Origin of the sequence: Pseudonocardia nigra (assembly GCF_019396355.1) — a bacterium.
GTDB lineage: Bacteria > Actinomycetota > Actinomycetes > Mycobacteriales > Pseudonocardiaceae > Pseudonocardia > Pseudonocardia nigra.
In genome coordinates this window covers 1-16352 of record NZ_JAHKRK010000192.1, presented here as the reverse complement: position 1 = coordinate 16352, position 16352 = coordinate 1, and the positions used below count along the sequence as shown (strand labels likewise).

The following is a 16352-nucleotide window of genomic DNA, read 5'->3' as shown; positions in this document are numbered from 1 at the left end:
CGCGGTGTCCGGTCGGGCAGCAACGGCTCCAGCCGTGCCCACTCCGCGTCGGTCAAGTCGTGGCGATCAAGCACAGAAGAGATCTACCGCAGCCGACCCGCATGATCCACGGGACACGCTCTAGCCGGGGTCCTGTTCGGATGGGTGCCCGGCGTCGCCCTCGTCCTGGTCGCCGCGCTGCTCGGCGCGGTGGGCGCGTTCGGGCTGGGGCGGGTGCTGGGGCGCGATGCCGTCGAACGGCTCACCGGGGCCCGGGTCGCCCGGCTCGACGGGCTGCTGCGACGCCGGGGCCTGATCGCCGTCATCGGGATGCGGCTGATCCCGGTGCTGCCCTTCACCGCGATCAACTATGCGGCCGGGCTCACCGCGGTCCGGATCCGCGACTACGTCATCGGCACCGCAGTGGGCATCGTTCCCGGCACCGTCGCCTTCGTGGCGCTGGGCGCCTACGGCTCGTCTCCGGGCTCCTGGCCGTTCATCCTCGCCGTCATCGCGCTCGTCGGGCTCACCGCCGGGGGTGCGGCCCTCGCCCGCCGGCACCCCAGGACCGGCGCGTTCTTCCGGCGCAGCCCGGACGACCGGGCGGCGCCGGGAGAATCGGGTCCGGCGCCGCGGTGACGGATGCCGGGTGCCGGCGCGCGGACGGACGGTCCCGGATTCATCCGCGGGCGCTGCTCACGTCGAGCTTCTCCAGCGCGGCCAGGAAGCCCTCGCTGTAGGTGGGGAACTGGGCGACCTGGTCGAGCAGCACCGCGATCGGGATCGCGGTGCGCACGGCCAGGGCGGCCTGGTGGATCCACTCACCGGCCATCGGGGCAACGGCCCAGGCGCCCAGCAGCACACCGTGGTCGGGGTCGGCGAGCAGTCCGAGGTGACCCCACGGGTCCTGCTCGTAGGTCCAGGGACGGGCGAGTGCACCGGCGAGGTCGAGCTCGGCAGTCACGGTGCGCCGGCCCTGTCGGTCGGCCTGGGCGGTGGTGAGGCCGACGGCGGCGACTTCGGGGTCGGTGAACACGACACGGGGGATGCCTCCGTAGCCGGCGGGGTGGGGTCGGCCGAGGATGGCGTCGGTCGCGATGCGGGCCTGGTACTTCGCGACGTGGGTGAATGGCATAATCGCGGTGACGTCGCCGATCGCCCACACTCCGTCGGCGGCCTGGCAGTGCTCGTCGACGGTGATCTCACCCTTCGGTCCCGGGGTGACGCCGATCGCGTCCAGGCCCAGGTCTGCGGTGCGGGGCCGGCGGCCGGCCCCGACCACCACGACATCGCAGCGCAGCTGGGAACCGTCGTCGAGGGCGAGCACGACGTCGGCCCCGTCACGGCGGGCTGCGGTGGCGGTGACGCCGGTGCGCACGTCGATCCCCTCGGCGCGCATCCGCTCGCCGAGCAGTTCCCCGACGCGGGGTTCCTCGCGCGAGAGCAGCGTCGCCGATCGCTCCACGATGGTGACCCGGGCACCGAAGCGGTGCAGGAAGCCGCCGAGCTCGGAACCGACAGCGCTCCCGCCCAGCATGACCACCCGGTCGGGAATCTCGGTCAGGGTGGTGGCCTCCCGGTTCGTCCACACCGGGACGGTGTCGAGTCCGTCGACCGGGGGCAGGACGGCGTCGGAGCCGGTCGCGATGACGAGGTGGGCGGCGCGCAGCGTGCGGCCGTCGACCTCGACGGTGCCCGGTCCGGTGATGCGGGAGGCCCCCTTGACGACGGTGGCACCCGACTTCTCGTATCCGGTGACCTGGTTGCCGTCGTCGAGGTGGCGGATCATGTCGTCGCGCCAGGCGCGGGTGGCGGGCCAGTCCAGGCGGGCGCCGTCGACGCCGGCGGCGCGCTCGACTTCGCCGCGGGCCTCCGGAGGGCGCAGGAGGGTCTTCGACGGGATGCACGCCCAGTAGCCGCATTCCCCGCCGATGAGTTCCTTCTCGATGGCAGCGACCCGCTGACCGGCGGCCAGCAGGCGTGACGCGGCCACCTCGCCGCCGGGTCCCATGCCGATGACGATGGTGTCGAACTGCTCGCTCATACCGCTCCTTCGTTCCGAGGTCCGATCGGCGTGTACGTGGGGGCGGGCCGGGTCAGGCGCAGCAGGAGGTGGGCATCTCGTTGCGGAACAGCCCGGCGGCGATGCGCAGGCTCTCGGCCATCGTCAGGTACGGCGCCCAGGTGTCGGCCACCTCACCGACGGTCATCTGCGCCTTGATCGCGTACGTCGCCGCGAGCATGATCTCCCCGGCGCCCTCGGCGGCGGCGTGCACGCCGAGCAGCTCGCCGGTCTCGGCGTCGGCGACGAGCTTGACGATCCCGCGGGTGTCGCGGTTGGCCAGCGCCCGGGGGACGTCGGCCAGATCCAGCACCCGGCAGTCGCACCGTCGACCGTCGGCCGTCGCCTGGGCTTCGGTCAGCCCGGCCGAGGCGAGCTGGGGGCGGGTGAATACCACCGATGGCAGGCCGGCGTAGTCGACCGTGGCCGGGCGCGGACCGGCCGCACCGGTGGCGTTGAGCGCGGCCGCCCGCCCGGTGGCTGCCGCCACGTAGACGAACTGCGGAACTCCGGTCACGTCCCCGGCGGCGAAGATGCGCGGGTGGGTGGTGCGCTGCTCGTCGTCGACCCGGACGAAGCCGCGCTCGTCGGTCGCGACCCCGGCCAGGTCCAGCCCCAGCCCGTCGGTGCGGGCTCGCCGCCCGGTCGCCACCAGCAACTGCTGCCCGGCCACGCGGTGCCCGCCGCGGGTGACCACGACGACCTGCCCACCGCCGGGTTCGACCGCGACGCCCCGCTCCTCGACCACCGTGATCCCGTCGTCGGCGAACACCCGCCGCAACGCACCGGCGATCTCGGGCTCGGCGGCCGGCGCAAGCCGCCCGACGAGGGTGACCTGCGCGCCGAGGTGGGCGAACAGCTGCGCCTGCTCCAGGCCCACATAGCCGCCGCCGATGACGACCAGCGACTCGGGTAGCTCGGTCAGCTCGATCGCACTGGTCGAGGTCAACCAGTTCACCTCGTCCAGCCCGGGCAGCTCGGGGCGGTCGGGCTCGGCGCCGGTGGCGACCAGGTAGGCGCCGGCGGGCAGCGGCTCCCCGTCGACGGTCAGGGTCTCCCAATCGGTGAACCGGCCCCGCCCTGGGCGGACCTCGAACCCGTACGCGGCGGCCACGTCGGCGTACTTGGCCTGCCGCAGCCGCTCGACCAGCTCGTTCTTCTGCCCGACCAGTGCGCCCAGATCCACCGGCCCCGCGCCCGTCGGGACGCCTGCGAACGGGTGGGACAGCGCCGTGTGCCGGGCGCCTGCCGCGGCAAGCAGGGTCTTCGACGGCACGCATCCGACGTTCACGCAGGTGCCGCCCAACGTCGCCTGCTCGACCAGCACGACGGACTTCCCCGCCTGGCGGGCGGCGATCGCGGCGGCCATCGCCGCCCCACCGGAACCGATGACGGCCAGATCGACCATGGCGCTGTCGTCCACGAGGGGCCTCTCCTGAGTGTCGTGCGGTGGGGGCGACGCCGGCCGGTGGTGACGTGCGGTCGTTGCAAGCGCGGATACCCGGCCCTGATCGCCCGTGAACCCACGATCGGTCGGGATTGCGACGTCGCCGCCGAGCCGATCGCCCCGATGACCGACATCGGTCAGTCGGTCCCGGGCCCGCCGGGCTCGGCGAGGGACCGGCTGAACGCGCGGAGGCGTCGGAGGGCCAGTTCGTCAACGTCGCGGGAGCCGGAGCGCAGCGCCTGCTTGATGGCCTGGTACGTCCTGGCCTGCAGGCCGCACCGGCGGCACTCCTCGAGATGCTCCGCGACGCATGCGGCGGTGAGGTCGTCGGCCTCGCCGTCGAGGTAGCGCTGCAGCGCCCGAGAGGTGCGGAAGCAGCGGGTCATCCGCGACAGCGACATCACGTTCATGGCTGGCTCCGGTGGGGGACGAGCCCGGCGGCCACCAGGCGGGTGCGGATACGGGCGCGGGCGCGGTGCAGCCGACTCATGACGGTGCCCCGCGGGATGCCGAGCGCGTGCGCGGCCTCGGCGTAGGTGAGGCCGTCGATGTCCACGAGCTGCACGACGATCCGATGCATGGCGGGTAGCGCGGCAAGTGCGTCGGCCACGACCGCCTCGAACTGGGCGTCGACCACGACGTCTTCGGCGCTGCGCCCGTCACCAGCCCGGTCGAGGAGCCCGGATTCCGGCTCGTCGTCGCGCAGCAACGTCGGGAGCCGGGTGCGCGCCCGGTTGCGGTGGGTGTTGCGCAGGATGGTCAGCAGCCACGCGCGAGGATGCTCCCCGTCGAAGCGGTCGATGGCGCGGTAGGCGCGCACCAACGTGTCCTGCACGAGGTCCTCGGCGTCGGCGGGCTGCCGCACCATGGCGAGCGCCACGCGGTACAGCACCGGGACTTCGGGTTCCACGTACTGGGCGAAGGCAGTCGCGGACGTACACCGCCCCGGGTCGTCGGGCGCGGCGGCCGGTCGGTCGTTCACGGCACCGGAACCCCGATGCGCGCAGGCGGATTCCCCGCCGGGGAATCCGCTTCGGGCCCGGCGGGTTCCCCGCTCGTGAGCGGCGGGCGCAGGCGGTCACGCGAATCCGTGGTCGTCCGCCGAGGGAAGCCGTGATCGACGCGCTGACGTCGCTCCCGGAGATCCACGAGCGACGTCTGCATGGACAAGCGACCGAGGACCGGCCGCAGCCCGAGTTCCGAGATGCGCACTGCAAGGCCGTCCTTGCCCGGCGGGGCCACCGGCACCACCGGCGCCCGGAGTGGACGCCGGTGGTCGTCCTCGGGTTCAGCCGCCCAGGGCAGGAGCGGCCGGTACATCGAGTTCCGTGCCGACGTAGTGGTTGAAGTAGTTGGTGAACAGGTTCACCACGAGGTGGGCGAACGCCTCGGCCAGCTCTTCATCGCTCCATCCGGCGGCCTTGGCCTGCTCCCAGGTGCTGTCCTGCACCGTGCCCACGTCGGCGGCGGCCTCACGCATCACGGCGAGCAGGGTGTCCAGCTTGTCCTCACCGGTCGGGTGACCCGCCCGGATCGCCAGCATCTGGTCCGGCTCCAGACCGTCAGCCTTGCCTCCCAGTGTGTGGGCCGACTGACAGTAGCCGCAACGATCGACGGCGCCGACGGCCAGCGCGATCGCCTCCCGGGTCCTCCCATCGAAGCTGCCGTGGCGGGTGATCGCCTCCTGGACACCGGCGTAGGCGGCGAGGACGACGGGGGAGTGAGCCATTCCGGCGTGAATGTTCAGCAGCTTGCCCATGCGCTTCTTCAGGGCTTCGAGAGTGGGCCGGGTCTGCTCGGGTGCGTCGTCGAGCGTGTGCGCGAGGACACGGGGCATGTCGTGCTCCTCTTCGTCGAGTTCTCTCCTGACCTGTTCGTCAACACCAACCCTGCCGAAGGCGCACGAGGCAATGTCAGCAGGCCGACAGAGTCGACCGGACGGGCCCGACCGTGTCCGACCGGTCAAATCGCCCGGAGTCGCCGCAGCGCCGCGGTGTCGAGCAGCCGGACCGAGGCGTAGCCGATCTCCACGTGTCCGCGGCGCTCGAAGCTCTTCAGGATCTTGTTGAGCGAGGGTCGAGCGACCCCGAGCATTGCCGCGAGGGTCCGTTGCGGCAGACGCACCACCTTGTCGCCGGACTCGTCGTCGGCCTCGTCCAGCAGGAGCCCGGCGAGCTGGGCGGGCAGCGGGCGGCCGAGCAGAGCGATGAGCCGCCCGTGGCTTGCGGCGAGGCGCTGCGCGACGCTCGACAGCCAGCGCCGGGCGATTGCCGGGTGGCGCGCGAGCAGTCCCTCGAAGTCCGGCGGCGCGAGGTGCAGGCAGGTCACGCGGTCGACGGCGCGCGCCGCGTAGGGCAGCGCCAGCCCGAGCAGGAGCGGGATGTCGCCCTCGACGTCGCCGGGCCGGAGCACGCCGACGACGACCCGGCTGCGGCCGGAGGTAACGCTGAGCTCGACGTGGCCCGCCCGGATGATCCACACGCCGCTGCCGCCGTCCGCGTTCGCCCCGAACAGCGGCTGACCGGCGCGCAGCTCGATCGGGCGCAGCGTCTCCGCGAGCGCGGCGACATCACCCGCCGCCAGCGGCGCTGCTGCCCCGCGTCCGACACAGCGGGCGACCCATGCGGCATCACGGATCGTCGGGTCGTCGGTCCCCGTTGCGGCTCGGGTGGCACCGAGAACCTCCGACCAGCGGCTGACCTTCATCCACAAATCGTGTCACCCCGCTGACAGTGTCCGGTTCGCGGACGCACCCTGGGGGTTCTTCCCGCCGGTGGGACTGCCGGGGCGAGGGGTGAGATGCGGGAACAACGCCGCCCCGGTCCAACTCATGACACGCCCAGGGCGGACACCCGGAAGCCGAATGCACCGATGAGAAGGAATCTCTGATGGCGACCCTGCGTACCCACCTCACCATCGACCGGCCCGCCGACGAGGTCTGGTCGGTCGTGAGCGACGCCGGCAACATCTCGGCGTGGTTCCCGATGGTGAAGACCTCGACCGCGAGCGGTGACCAGCGGCACTGTGAGCTCGACGGCGGCGTCCCGCTCGACGAAGAGATCGTGACCAACGATTCGCAACTGCGCCGCTTCCAGTACCGCATCGTCGGCGGTGGTGTCCCCGCCGAATCGCACCTGGGCACCGTCGACGTGCTCGACCAAGACGGTTCGAGCCTGGTCGTCTACAGCACCGAGGTCACCCCCGACGAGCTTGCCGCCACCCTCGGCCCCGCGATCGAGGACGGCCTGCGGGGCCTGAAGAACTACTGCGAGTCCCGCCGCTGACGTCGGCGATCCGGCCGACGGGCGCCGAGCACGCCGTGACACAACGTCTTCACCCGAAGGAGAACGCCGAGTTGATCGTCCTGCTGCCCGTGCCGACCGTCCGACGCCAAGGACGGGGATTCCGGTGACCACGACATCTGCCGCACCGGCACACGTCGTACCCGTGGCGCCCGCCGACGGCGTATGGGACCTGCTCGTCGTCGGTGGCGGGACCGCGGGCCTGGTCGGAGCGCGGACCGCCGCATCGTTCGGGGCGTCGGTGCTGATGGTGGAGCGTGACCGGCCGGGTGGCGACTGTCTGTGGACCGGCTGCGTGCCGAGCAAAGCCCTCCTCGCAGCGGCTTCGGCTGCGGCGGACGCCCGCCGAGCCACCGGGCTCGGGGTGCATGTCGACGGGGTCCGCGTCGCGTTCGACGAGGTGATGACGCACGTCCGCAGCGCGATCGCGACGATCGAGCCGACGGATTCCGCCGATGCGGTCCGAGCGGCCGGGGTGGCGTTCGCGGCCGCCACCGCCAGGTTCACCGGGCCGGGCTCCGCCGACGTGGACGGGGTCGCGGTGCGGTTCCGTCAGGCTCTGGTCGCCACCGGGTCGAACCCGGCGGTCCCCCTATCCCGGGGCTCGCCGATGCCGATCCGTTGACCAGCGACACCGTCTGGGATCTCACGCAGCAGCCGAACCGCCTCGTCGTGCTCGGGGGCGGCACCATCGGATGCGAGCTGGGGCAGGCGTTCACACGCCTCGGCAGCACGGTCACCGTCGTCGAGGCGCTCGACCGGCTGCTCTCCAACGAGGATCCCGATGCTGCCCGGCTGGTGACCGACGAGCTCACCCGCGACGGCGCCACCGTGCTCACCGGGACCCCGGTCACGGCGGTCGAAGGCACCGACAGCGTGCTCGGCGGCGGCCAGCGGATCGCAGCCGACCGCGTTCTCGTGGCCTTGGGCCGGCGTCCGGACACTCGTGACCTGGGACTCGAGACCGTTGGCGTCGACACCGACGAGCGGGGGTTCGTCACAGTGGACGAGCATCTGCACACCACCAATCCGCGGATCTGGGCGGCGGGCGACGTCCGGGGCACCCGCAGTTCACCCACGTCGCCGGGGTGCACGGCGCCACTGCCGCGTCCAACGCGGTGCTCGGCATCCGCCGGACCGCGCAGGTCGCCGCGGTGCGGCGGGTAACCTACACCTCCCCGGAAGTCGCGGCGGTCGGCCGGCCCGCGGGCTCGGCCGGGACGACGGTCCGCACGCTGCACCACGACGAGGTGGATCGCGCGATCGTCGAAGGCCGCACGGCCGGCTTCACCCGGCTGGTCCTCGACCGCCGCGGCCGCGTCGTCGGCGCGACGGTCGTCGGCCCGCGGGCCGGGGAGACGCTGGCCGAGCTGACCTCGGCGGTCCGTCGCGGGCTCCGGGCCCGCGATCTGGCCGGTGTCATGCACCCGTACCCGACCTGGGGTGATGGGCCCTGGAACGCGCCGTCGCCGAGGTGCGCGAGCAGTTGGCGGCCCCTGTTGTCCGGCGTGCCGCTCGAGGGTTGGCCGCCGTCCGCCGGCGCTGGCTGGACGTGCGCCGGTGACCCCGCCGACCCTCACCGCAGGGCCCGGTAGCCCATCACCACGCGCTGGGCGGCGCTCAGCCCCACCATGGCGGCCCACACCACCGCGATCTGCGGTGCCACCACAGGAGCAGGAGCCACAGCGTGTGCACCAGGACCGTCTCAGTGCCCTCGGTGAGGCCGCCGAGGAACGACAGCGAGCGCCCGTCGTCGATCCGCACCGATATCCGGCCCTGATCGGCCGAGCGCGTCCGTTCGGAGCGTTCGGCGATCGAGGAGAAGGCCAGGAACGCCGCGCCGTTGACGTAATAGGCGAGCAGGACCAGCAGGAACGGCCACAGCTGGCCACCGCTGCCAGAGCCACCCCGACCACGGTGGCGCCGTAGACCGTGAAGTCGGCCGTGATGTCGAAAAGCCGCCCGCTCCGGAGTCACGGCCCTTGCCGGCGGCGTGGCGACGACGCGCGAGCGGCCCGTCGAGACCGTCGGCGAGCCGGGAGGCCAGCCACAGCACGGCGGAGCTCGTCCACCAGCCCACGGCCGCGGTTGCGGCGCTGCCCAGGCCGAGCAGCAATCCTCCTGCGGTGAGCCGGTCGGGGGTGATCCAGCCGACGTCGAGCGCGGCCGCGGCGCGGCCGAGCGGGCGGCTCAGCAGACGGCGGACCGGGGCGTCCAGCATCAGGCGGTCTCCTCGATGGCGCCGCCGCGGCGGCGCCGGGCGAGAACCAGCCCGGCCAGCGCGAGCACCGCCAGCCCCCCGACGCCCAGCAGGAACGGTGCCGAACCCGGAGTCGCGCCGAAGGCGCCGATGGCGACGTAAGCGGTCGCGCCGGGAAGTATGCCGGCCGCCGTTCCCAGCAGATAGTCGCGGAAACGGACGGCGGTGAGGCCGCAAGCGTAGTTCAGCGCGTTGAACGGCAGCATCGGAACCAGCCGGACGCGTGAGGCCGACGAGCATGGTGTCTCAGGCGCCGGGATCGCGTTCACGCTCGGCACCGCAGCTGGGTCTGCGGGTCCTGCAGGAGGTTCGCGAGCACCAGGGCCGCCGCCCGGTCCGCCGCGTCGGCCGGGATTGCGATGAAGCTGGTGTTGGAGATGTTGCCGACGCTCGGGACGGCCGTGCGGGTGGTGGCGGGAAAGGTGCCGTCGGTGACCTTCGTGCCCACGGTGCGGGGCCGTAGGTGAAACATGCGGCGATCTCGCCGGTGGCGTAGAGCTGTTCCACCGCGGCCTGGCTGGTCGGATAGGTCTGCCCACCCCGCCACAGCGCGGGCTCCAGGTCGTTCACCGACCCAGCGACACTGTGTCAGCGACAGCCGCCGTCGAGCGTGCCGTTCGGCGGCGTCGAGGACCCGCAGGAGTTCTTCCCACCACCGCCACGCGCCGCACCCGCTGACCGCTTTCGCCACGACCAGCCAGCGGCATGCCCAGCCCGGGCGCGTCACGGTCACGGTGCCCCAGCAGCGGCGTGAACGGCGTGCCATAGCGTCCGCGGCGCGACCGGTCATCGTCTGCGCGGCGCCCACATCAGTACCGCCCACGGCAGCTCGGACCATGGCGCTGGCCTGCCGCACCTGGTGTCGGTGCTCGACCAGGCCAGCGGCGCCGTTCCCGGGGCCGCCCTTAACTGCACCGCCGGCCACGCCCGCCGCGCTGGTGCAGGTCGGCGACATCACCTACATCCCGACCTGGGAAGGCTGGCTGACCGCGCTCGGTGTGGGCACGGTGGTGCCGCACGAGTCGACCCTGCGCCGGGTTCTCCAGAAGGTCGACCCCGTGGCGGTGGAGGCTGCGTTGCGGTCCTGGGTGCTGACCCAGCTCGACGCCCAACCCCGGGCAGCATGGCGTTGGTGACCCGGCCGACGGTGCGCATCATGGCTCGCCGAGTACACCGAGAGCGACCAGACGACCAAGCCCGTCGGCCGGGACCCGGCGGTGATCCCGCCCGCTGCGTGCCGGGAGCGCGGTGACGGTGATGTCGATCTGGGCCGCGGTCAGCCCGGTCAGTTCCTCGATCCGAGCGATCAGGTGCGCGCGGGCCTGATCGGTGACGCGGGCGACGGGCGCGGGGTAGGCCACCGAGCAGCGCACGTCGAGGGCGACCACCGACCCGGTGACCGTGGCCGTGACCCGGGCGAGCTGGTCGGGGTCGTCCGCACCGAGCGGGACGCCGAGCACGCGGCGTGCGGCACCGCCGATGTGTTCGACCTCGCCGAGGGCGGCGGCGGCGATCTGCTCGACCACGCCGTCGTCGATCGACAGTTCGCCGCGGTCCTCGGCCGGGTCCGGCCGGTCGGGGCTGGGCCGCCCGGGCGGTGTCGACCAGGGTTCGGCCGGCGGCGGCAGGAGGTCGGCGCTGTTCATCGCCCGGCCCGGTCCTGGCTGCGCCCGGTGAGGGCGGAGAGGTCGAGGCGGCCGTCGAGGTAGCGGCCGGCGAGCAGCCCGATCCCGCCGAACAGCAGTACGACGAGGAAGGCGCCGATGCCGCCGAAGGCGCCGGCGATTCCGAGGACCAGGCCGGCGATCAGGCCGAGTGAGGTGGCGTTGGTGTTCATGACAGGTTCTCCTGAGGGTGGGCGTCTCCGGGCAGGTTGCTCGGGACGGGGCCGGCCGGGACCGTGGCGGCGGCGACACGTTCCCCACCGGCGACGGCGAGGTCTTCGATCACGACGGTGACCGGCAGGCCGCCGGTGCGGCCGTGCAGGGCGCGCCGGATGCCGCGGTCGATCTCGGTCACGGCGGCCGGATAGCGCGCGACCACGTGCACGGCGACCTCGGTCGGGGTGATCCGGATCCCGGTGACCCGCCGTCCCGGGAGGTAGGTGGCGACCTCGCCGAACCGGCCGCCGTGCAGGCCGGCCACCTGAGGGCAGGCCAGCACGGCGGCGGCGATCCGGTCCGGGTCCGGTTCGCGGTGGTCGTTCACGCCACCCGTGGCGTCTCGGCCGGGGCCTGGTCCTGGCCGTCGTCATCGGAGGGGATGTACACGTCGCCGACCGCGATGTTGACCTCGACGACCTCCAACCCGGTCATCCGCTCGATCGCCCCGATCACGTTGCGGCGAATCGCACGGGACAGTTCGGCGATGGACACCCCGTACTCCACGACGATGGCCAGATCGATCGCGGCCTGCCGCTCGCCGACCTCGACCGACACGCCCTGGCTGACGTTGCTGCTCGCGCCCGGGATCCGCTCGCGGATCGCGCCGAACGCCCGGGCCGCACCTCCGCCGAGGGCGTGCACCCCACTGACCTCGCGGGCGGCCAGCCCCGCGATCTTGGACACGACGACGTCGGCGATCTGGGTACGACCCTGGCTGGTCGCCAGTCCGCTGCCGCCGCCGCTGTCACGGGTCGCCGGCGCCGTCGACGGCCCGTTGCCGCTCGCCTGCGTGCCGGCCGGGTTCTTCTCCGTGGTGGACGTGCTCATCACGCTTCTCCTGTCCGTTGCCTTCGGGGTGGGTTCGTGCCCGTGGCGGCCGCCATGGGCGCCCGGGTGTCGCATGAGTAAGGACACGCGGCGCGGCAGGTCGTCACGCACCCGGTTCGTGATGTGGTTCACAAGGCGGCGCCGGGGGTCGCAGGACCCCGCGGTACTGGCGCCTTGCCTGGTCGCGCCGTCCGCGCTGGTCCTGGCGCTCCCAGAGCTCACTAACGGGTGGTCGTCGCTCAGTTGGTCGCCCACCGCTCCGCACCCGGAATCCACTGCCCTTCCGGTGCGACTCGGCTCGGCCCTCCGAGTGGCCTCGTCGCAGCGGTGCTGGGTGCCTCCTGGGTGAGGCCGGGGAGTGTCGGCGGGTGGTCAGGGGAGCTCGATCTCGACGATGAGCACCGTGAAGGCGGTGACGGCGCGGTCGATCGCCGCCGGGACGGCCGCCGTCACGGCGTGCTGGACGGCCGCTCCGACAGTGCCGGCCCGGTATCCGCCGTCGACGACGATCTGCAGTTCGAGGTGCACGCCGTCGTCGTCGAGGTCGGCCTGCACGCCCGCGATGTCGGGCAGCTGCTGCCCGGTGGCCTGTTCGAAGGCCTCCGCGGCGAGCTGGCGGACCAGGCCCCACACTCCGGGCTGCAGCCGCACCACCCCGGGTACGGCGCGGGCGGCGCGGGCGGCAACGTCCGCGGCACGAACCTGGGTGACGACGTGCTCAGGAGCCCAACCGGTGATCATGAAGGCTCGGGTTCGCTCGGCCCGTTGAGCCACACGTCGGTGAGCTCGACATCAAGCGATTCCAGCCGTAGCCCGATGCGCTCGGACAATGCGGCCCGTGCCCGGCGGCGGGCTTCCTCGACGGCCGCGATGCCGTCGGTCGGGTAGTGCAGCGACACCGACATCCACGCCCGCACCGTGTGCGCGACGTCGGGTGCGAGCTCGATCCGGCAGCGGTGGGCCCGCAGTCCGTCAACGGAGTCGACCACGTAGCGCAGCACCGCGGCCAGGGCGTGCGTGGAGATGTCCACTTGGCCCGATTCCGACGGCAGCGGGATCGGATCGGCGGTGGTCAGCTCGGCGCGGACGGCGCCCATGATGCGGTCCAGCAGCCTCGGCGGCGGCTCGAGCGGGTCGGCGACGAGCTGGCGGGTGGCCTCGGCCAGCTGCTCCAGGCTCGCCCGGGCGGTGCTGCAGTGCGGGCAGTCCGCGCCGTGTGCGCTGACCTGGCCCGCCTCCAGCTCCTGCCACACCTGCTCGACGCTGCGGCCACAGGGCAACGCGTGGCGGCGGGTGCGGGCGCCGTCGGTGCGGGCGCTGTTCGGGTTCATCGCCACGGCGCCATCACCTCCGCCAGCTCGATCCGCGCCCGCGCGATCCGTCCGCGCACCGCCCCCGTGGTGGTACCCACCAGTTGCGCGATCTCCTCGTAGGAGCGGCCGTGGACCTCCCGCAGCAGCCAGCACGCCCGCTGCTGCGGAGGCAGCTTCTGCAGCGCCGCGGTCAGCGCATTCATCGCCTCGGTGTTCTGCGCCGCCCGCTCCGGATCGCCCACAGCTGGTGCCGGTGGCGCCGCTTGCTCATCGAACTCGCTCGTCGGGCGCCGGCGGCGCAGCACGTTCAGACACCGGTTGGTCGCGGCGCGGTAGAGCCACCCGCCGAACGCCCCGTCCTGCTCGAGCTCGGGCAGCCGCCGCCACGCTGTCAGGAACACCTCCTGGGTCACGTCCTCGGCCTCCGCATTCGCCCCACCCAACATCCGCGCGCTCAACGCGTAGATCCGCCGCTCGTAGCGCCGCACCAGCAGCTCGAACGATCCGACGTCACGATCCCGGGCGCGCGCCACCAGGGTCGCCTCGTCCAGCTCCACGGCCGCGCCGGTCGAGTTCGCCGCGCTCGTGGCCGTCACCGATCGCCTCCTCCTGACAGCGCAGCTCATCCGCTGCTCCTCAGAAGGGAGACACCCTCTCCGCCCCGGTCCTCACGGTCACCACGGCAACACAGACGTGAGCAGCCTCACACCCGCGGCGCAGATGGGCATTGACCAGCAGGAACGGCCCGAACGAGACGACACGTGCGGTCAAATCCGCCGTTGCTCGGCCACGGCGCCGTGACATCGGCGCCCGGGCGGTGTCTTCCCCGTCGTAGGACGTTCCCCGACTTCGAGTCGGATCGGCGAAGGAGGACGCGATGAGCTTCACGGACAAGGCCAAGAACAAGGCCCAGGAGACGGTCGGCAAGATCAAGGAGAAGGTCGGCGAGTCCACCGACAACACCGAACTGCAGGCCGAGGGCCAGGCCGACCAGACCAAGGCCGGCACCAAGCAGGCCGGCGAGAAGGTCAAGGACGCGGGCAAGGACGTCAAGGACACCTTCACCAAGTAGCCCGCACCCCGAATCTGGCACCGATCGGGCCACCGGGACCGAACCCCTCCCGGGCCCGAGGCCCGATCGGTGCCTCCCCGCGGCCGCCGTACACCCCGTCGGATGCTCCGCAAGGTCCTAGCCGGACTTCCCGCCATGCAGAAGTACGACGCCCCCCGCGACGATGCCCGTCACCGGGCGGTTCGGTCCGGGGCGCCGCACCCCCGTCATCGATCCCAGGAGGAACACGTGTGGGCATTTCTGTCCCGCCGGTTCCCGCTGTGGCTGCTGCTCGCCGTCGCCGCGCCCGTCCCGAGCGGGCTTCTCGGCACGGGCCGCGACTGGCTTCGCCTGCGCGCTCGCGGCTCCCTGGCCGGCAACCGAGGCCAACAAGAGCCCTCGGACTGAACACCGGCGGGTCCGAACTGCCATGGTCAGCGCGCGGCCAGCGCACCGTCACCCCGGCCCCACCATTCCCGCGATCAACACCTCTGGAGGAGCAATGATCGGTTTCATCGTCGCCGGCCTCGTCATCGGCGCGCTCGCCCGGCTGATCAAGCCGGGCAAACAGAACCTCAGCATCATCGCCACCCTGCTCCTGGGCCTGGCCGGCTCCGTGATCGGTGGAGTGATCGCCAACCTGCTCGGCACCGGCAGCATCTTCGAACTCAACGTCCTCGGCTTCATCGTCGCCGTCATCGCCGCGGTCGCCCTCATCGGCACCGCCGAAGCCATCACCGGCTCCCGCAACCGACGCGCCTGAGCCATGAGGTCACGGCCGCTGGCAGCCGAACGCGTGCAGCCAGACCGGCGTCCCGACGCGCAAGCCGGGGAAGGACTGGGCTGCGCGTCGAACCCGGACGGGCCGTCCTGGTTCGCGGTGGACTCGAATGCCCTGCACTCGAATCAGGAGGGGTTGACGAGGACGACCTCCATGGCGTGAGCGAAGGCAGCCACCAGTTCCGGGGAGGGGGAAGCACCTGAGTGAGTAGCACCGCTGCAGTGCCTTGTTCTGGCCAGGAGTACCAGAGTGTGCCGAGTTCGCCGCCCCATCCGTAGCGCGGAAGCAGTACCGACTCGTCATATGCCGAGGTGACCACCTGTACGCCGTATCCCCAACCGTGGCCGTCGAGGAACGCCTGTGCAGACGGCCCCTGACGCTGCTCGGCCGTGAGCCGGTCACTCGTCATCGCCGCTGTCGAACTCGCCGTCAGGATATCGCCGCCACCGTCGAGCAGCGCCGCGGCGAAGCGCAGGAGGTCGGCGGCTGTGGATACAAGGCCGCCGCGGGCGTCTGGGAACGACGGTGGTCTTGCCCAGCGGCTGTCGACGGTGTCGTCGAACATCACCAGCCCCGAGTCGGTGACGGCGAAGCATGGTGGCAGCCGGCCGGGCGATGCGACGAAGCCGGTGTCGGTCATCCCAAGTGGGTCGAGCAGCCGGGCGCGTAGCAACTCTCCGAGGGGTCGGTTGCCAGCTCGTTCGAGCAGGACGTCGGTCGGCAGCGGCGAGTCGACGATCTGGCGGATTCGGTTGGCGCGATCGGCGAGCGCGATGGCTTCCCGGCCGGGCTGAGGGATGATCTCTCTCTCCCGAGGCGGTGATACGAGGACGATCTCGCCGTCGTCGAGGTACTGACGCGACAGGTGCCTCCGCAGCAACTCCTCGCCGTTCTCGTACCGGCCCCGGTCGCCTGGTCGACACCCGCGTCCGCGAACTGCCGGAACTCCTCAGCCTCCTGGATCAGGGCCTCACTGGCATCGCTCTGCGCCTCGGCCACCAGCAGGTGCGCGTGACGACGACGACCGTGGAAAGCGCGACGAGCAGGAGCAGCACGAGCCAGGCCATGATGCGCAGTCGGGCGGGAATGACCAGGCGGGTGCGGCGACCCGGGACCCGCCGATGCATGTCCGCCGAGCGACCCATGGCGCGGGTGGAAACATGCGTGAGCGTCGGCGCGCCGTCGCCGCCCCACATCCAATGTCCGTTCGTCCCGAACCGCCATGACCTACACATGGTGCACGCGCGGCGCCTCCCGGGCCTCGAAGGTGAAAGAGATTTCATCTACCCGGTCAAGGCCTGCCGAAAGAACTGGCCCCGATGAGGCCTATTCAGCCGCCAAGTAGAAGTGCAGTCCGATAACCGCCGAGATCGTCGTGTCGAACGTCGCCAGCGGCCGCCGGTAGTCGGTGTGCATGATGCGCCAGGTCTTAAAGTTTGCGATCAC

General features: G+C 72.2%; 23 protein-coding genes and 2 pseudogenes. 7 read left to right on the top strand and 18 right to left on the bottom strand.

Annotated features, from left to right (window positions below; translation table 11 throughout):
- Window positions 1-129: 129 nt before the first annotated feature.
- Window positions 130-618, top strand: a pseudogene (locus tag KME75_RS32220) (TVP38/TMEM64 family protein); the annotation flags it as partial.
- 40 nt (window positions 619-658) lie between these two features.
- Here KME75_RS32220 and KME75_RS32215 read toward each other — a convergent pair.
- The 6 genes from KME75_RS32215 to KME75_RS32190 all read right to left on the bottom strand — a co-directional run bounded on the left by KME75_RS32215 (window position 659) and on the right by KME75_RS32190 (window position 6194).
- Window positions 659-2023, bottom strand: coding sequence for a dihydrolipoyl dehydrogenase family protein (locus KME75_RS32215; protein ID WP_219418714.1), 1365 nt, complete (start codon window positions 2021-2023; stop codon window positions 659-661).
- A gap of 52 nt (window positions 2024-2075) precedes the next feature.
- Window positions 2076-3464, bottom strand: coding sequence for a mercury(II) reductase (gene merA / locus KME75_RS32210; RefSeq protein ID WP_443690188.1), 1389 nt, complete (start codon window positions 3462-3464; stop codon window positions 2076-2078).
- 161 nt (window positions 3465-3625) lie between these two features.
- A complete protein-coding gene (locus tag KME75_RS32205) occupies window positions 3626-3898 on the bottom strand; it encodes a zf-HC2 domain-containing protein (RefSeq protein ID WP_219418713.1) in 273 nt (90 codons plus the stop codon).
- Window positions 3895-4470: an RNA polymerase sigma factor gene (locus KME75_RS32200; protein WP_219418712.1), complete on the bottom strand. Its 576-nt coding sequence runs from the start codon at window positions 4468-4470 to the stop codon at window positions 3895-3897. The genes KME75_RS32205 and KME75_RS32200 overlap by 4 nt, the downstream gene beginning before the upstream one ends.
- 306 nt (window positions 4471-4776) lie before the next feature.
- The gene (locus KME75_RS32195) at window positions 4777-5325 is read right to left on the bottom strand and encodes a carboxymuconolactone decarboxylase family protein (RefSeq protein ID WP_219418711.1); all 549 of its coding nucleotides are present in this window, start codon (window positions 5323-5325) and stop codon (window positions 4777-4779) included.
- A gap of 125 nt (window positions 5326-5450) precedes the next feature.
- Window positions 5451-6194, bottom strand: a complete 744-nt coding sequence (locus tag KME75_RS32190; RefSeq protein WP_219418710.1) for a Crp/Fnr family transcriptional regulator — start codon at window positions 6192-6194, stop codon at window positions 5451-5453.
- Between the two features lie 182 nt (window positions 6195-6376).
- On the opposite strand from KME75_RS32190, the gene KME75_RS32185 reads away from it, so the two are divergent.
- The 3 genes and pseudogenes from KME75_RS32185 (at window position 6377) to KME75_RS32170 (ending at window position 8385) form a co-directional block, all read left to right on the top strand.
- The gene (locus KME75_RS32185) at window positions 6377-6772 is read left to right on the top strand and encodes an SRPBCC family protein (protein WP_219418709.1); all 396 of its coding nucleotides are present in this window, start codon (window positions 6377-6379) and stop codon (window positions 6770-6772) included.
- Between the two features lie 124 nt (window positions 6773-6896).
- Window positions 6897-7957 (top strand): annotated as a pseudogene (locus tag KME75_RS47085) (FAD-dependent oxidoreductase).
- Complete coding sequence (locus tag KME75_RS32170; RefSeq protein ID WP_219418706.1) at window positions 7945-8385, top strand: oxidoreductase dimerization domain-containing protein; 441 nt, start codon at window positions 7945-7947, stop codon at window positions 8383-8385. Before KME75_RS47085 ends, KME75_RS32170 begins: the two are co-directional and overlap by 13 nt.
- A gap of 25 nt (window positions 8386-8410) precedes the next feature.
- On the opposite strand, the gene KME75_RS32165 is transcribed toward KME75_RS32170, so the two are convergent.
- From KME75_RS32165 to KME75_RS32155, 3 genes are all read right to left on the bottom strand, one after another.
- Window positions 8411-8767 carry a hypothetical protein gene (locus tag KME75_RS32165; RefSeq protein WP_219418705.1) on the bottom strand — a complete coding sequence of 119 codons (357 nt, stop codon included), beginning with the start codon at window positions 8765-8767 and terminating at the stop codon, window positions 8411-8413.
- A gap of 243 nt (window positions 8768-9010) precedes the next feature.
- Window positions 9011-9319: a TVP38/TMEM64 family protein gene (locus tag KME75_RS32160; protein WP_219418704.1), complete on the bottom strand. Its 309-nt coding sequence runs from the start codon at window positions 9317-9319 to the stop codon at window positions 9011-9013.
- A complete protein-coding gene (locus KME75_RS32155; protein ID WP_219418703.1) occupies window positions 9316-9498 on the bottom strand; it encodes a hypothetical protein in 183 nt (60 codons plus the stop codon). The genes KME75_RS32160 and KME75_RS32155 overlap by 4 nt, the downstream gene beginning before the upstream one ends.
- Window positions 9499-9988: 490 nt before the next feature.
- Between KME75_RS32155 and KME75_RS32150 the strand changes: the two genes are divergently transcribed.
- Window positions 9989-10186, top strand: coding sequence for a transposase family protein (locus tag KME75_RS32150; RefSeq protein ID WP_219418702.1), 198 nt, complete (start codon window positions 9989-9991; stop codon window positions 10184-10186).
- Window positions 10187-10204: 18 nt separating this feature from the next.
- Here KME75_RS32150 and KME75_RS32145 read toward each other — a convergent pair whose 3' ends face one another.
- The 7 genes from KME75_RS32145 to KME75_RS32115 all read right to left on the bottom strand — a co-directional run bounded on the left by KME75_RS32145 (window position 10205) and on the right by KME75_RS32115 (window position 13670).
- Complete coding sequence (locus KME75_RS32145; RefSeq protein ID WP_219418701.1) at window positions 10205-10696, bottom strand: Asp23/Gls24 family envelope stress response protein; 492 nt, start codon at window positions 10694-10696, stop codon at window positions 10205-10207.
- Window positions 10693-10887, bottom strand: coding sequence for a hypothetical protein (locus tag KME75_RS32140; protein ID WP_219418700.1), 195 nt, complete (start codon window positions 10885-10887; stop codon window positions 10693-10695). Before KME75_RS32140 ends, KME75_RS32145 begins: the two co-directional genes overlap by 4 nt.
- Complete coding sequence (locus tag KME75_RS32135; RefSeq protein ID WP_219418699.1) at window positions 10884-11258, bottom strand: hypothetical protein; 375 nt, start codon at window positions 11256-11258, stop codon at window positions 10884-10886. Before KME75_RS32135 ends, KME75_RS32140 begins: the two co-directional genes overlap by 4 nt.
- A complete protein-coding gene (locus tag KME75_RS32130) occupies window positions 11255-11761 on the bottom strand; it encodes an Asp23/Gls24 family envelope stress response protein (protein ID WP_219418698.1) in 507 nt (168 codons plus the stop codon). The genes KME75_RS32135 and KME75_RS32130 overlap by 4 nt, the downstream gene beginning before the upstream one ends.
- 372 nt (window positions 11762-12133) lie before the next feature.
- Entirely contained in the window at window positions 12134-12502 is a 369-nt protein-coding gene (locus tag KME75_RS32125) for an Asp23/Gls24 family envelope stress response protein (RefSeq protein ID WP_219418697.1), read from the bottom strand.
- On the bottom strand, window positions 12499-13098 hold the full coding sequence (locus KME75_RS32120; protein ID WP_219418696.1) for an Asp23/Gls24 family envelope stress response protein: 600 nt from the start codon (window positions 13096-13098) through the stop codon (window positions 12499-12501). The genes KME75_RS32125 and KME75_RS32120 overlap by 4 nt, the downstream gene beginning before the upstream one ends.
- Complete coding sequence (locus tag KME75_RS32115; protein WP_308283279.1) at window positions 13089-13670, bottom strand: RNA polymerase sigma factor; 582 nt, start codon at window positions 13668-13670, stop codon at window positions 13089-13091. Before KME75_RS32115 ends, KME75_RS32120 begins: the two co-directional genes overlap by 10 nt.
- Before the next feature lie 281 nt (window positions 13671-13951).
- On the opposite strand from KME75_RS32115, the gene KME75_RS32110 reads away from it, so the two are divergent.
- Entirely contained in the window at window positions 13952-14146 is a 195-nt protein-coding gene (locus KME75_RS32110) for a CsbD family protein (RefSeq protein WP_219418694.1), read from the top strand.
- 409 nt (window positions 14147-14555) lie between these two features.
- Complete coding sequence (locus KME75_RS32105) at window positions 14556-14888, top strand: GlsB/YeaQ/YmgE family stress response membrane protein (RefSeq protein ID WP_246633259.1); 333 nt, start codon at window positions 14556-14558, stop codon at window positions 14886-14888.
- On the opposite strand, the gene KME75_RS32100 is transcribed toward KME75_RS32105, so the two are convergent.
- Together KME75_RS32100 and KME75_RS32095 are read right to left on the bottom strand one after the other, a co-directional pair.
- Window positions 14860-15786, bottom strand: coding sequence for a serine hydrolase domain-containing protein (locus KME75_RS32100; RefSeq protein ID WP_219418693.1), 927 nt, complete (start codon window positions 15784-15786; stop codon window positions 14860-14862). The genes KME75_RS32105 and KME75_RS32100 overlap by 29 nt on opposite strands.
- A gap of 82 nt (window positions 15787-15868) precedes the next feature.
- Window positions 15869-16102, bottom strand: a complete 234-nt coding sequence (locus KME75_RS32095) for a hypothetical protein (protein ID WP_219418692.1) — start codon at window positions 16100-16102, stop codon at window positions 15869-15871.
- Between the last annotated feature and the right edge of the window lie 250 nt (window positions 16103-16352).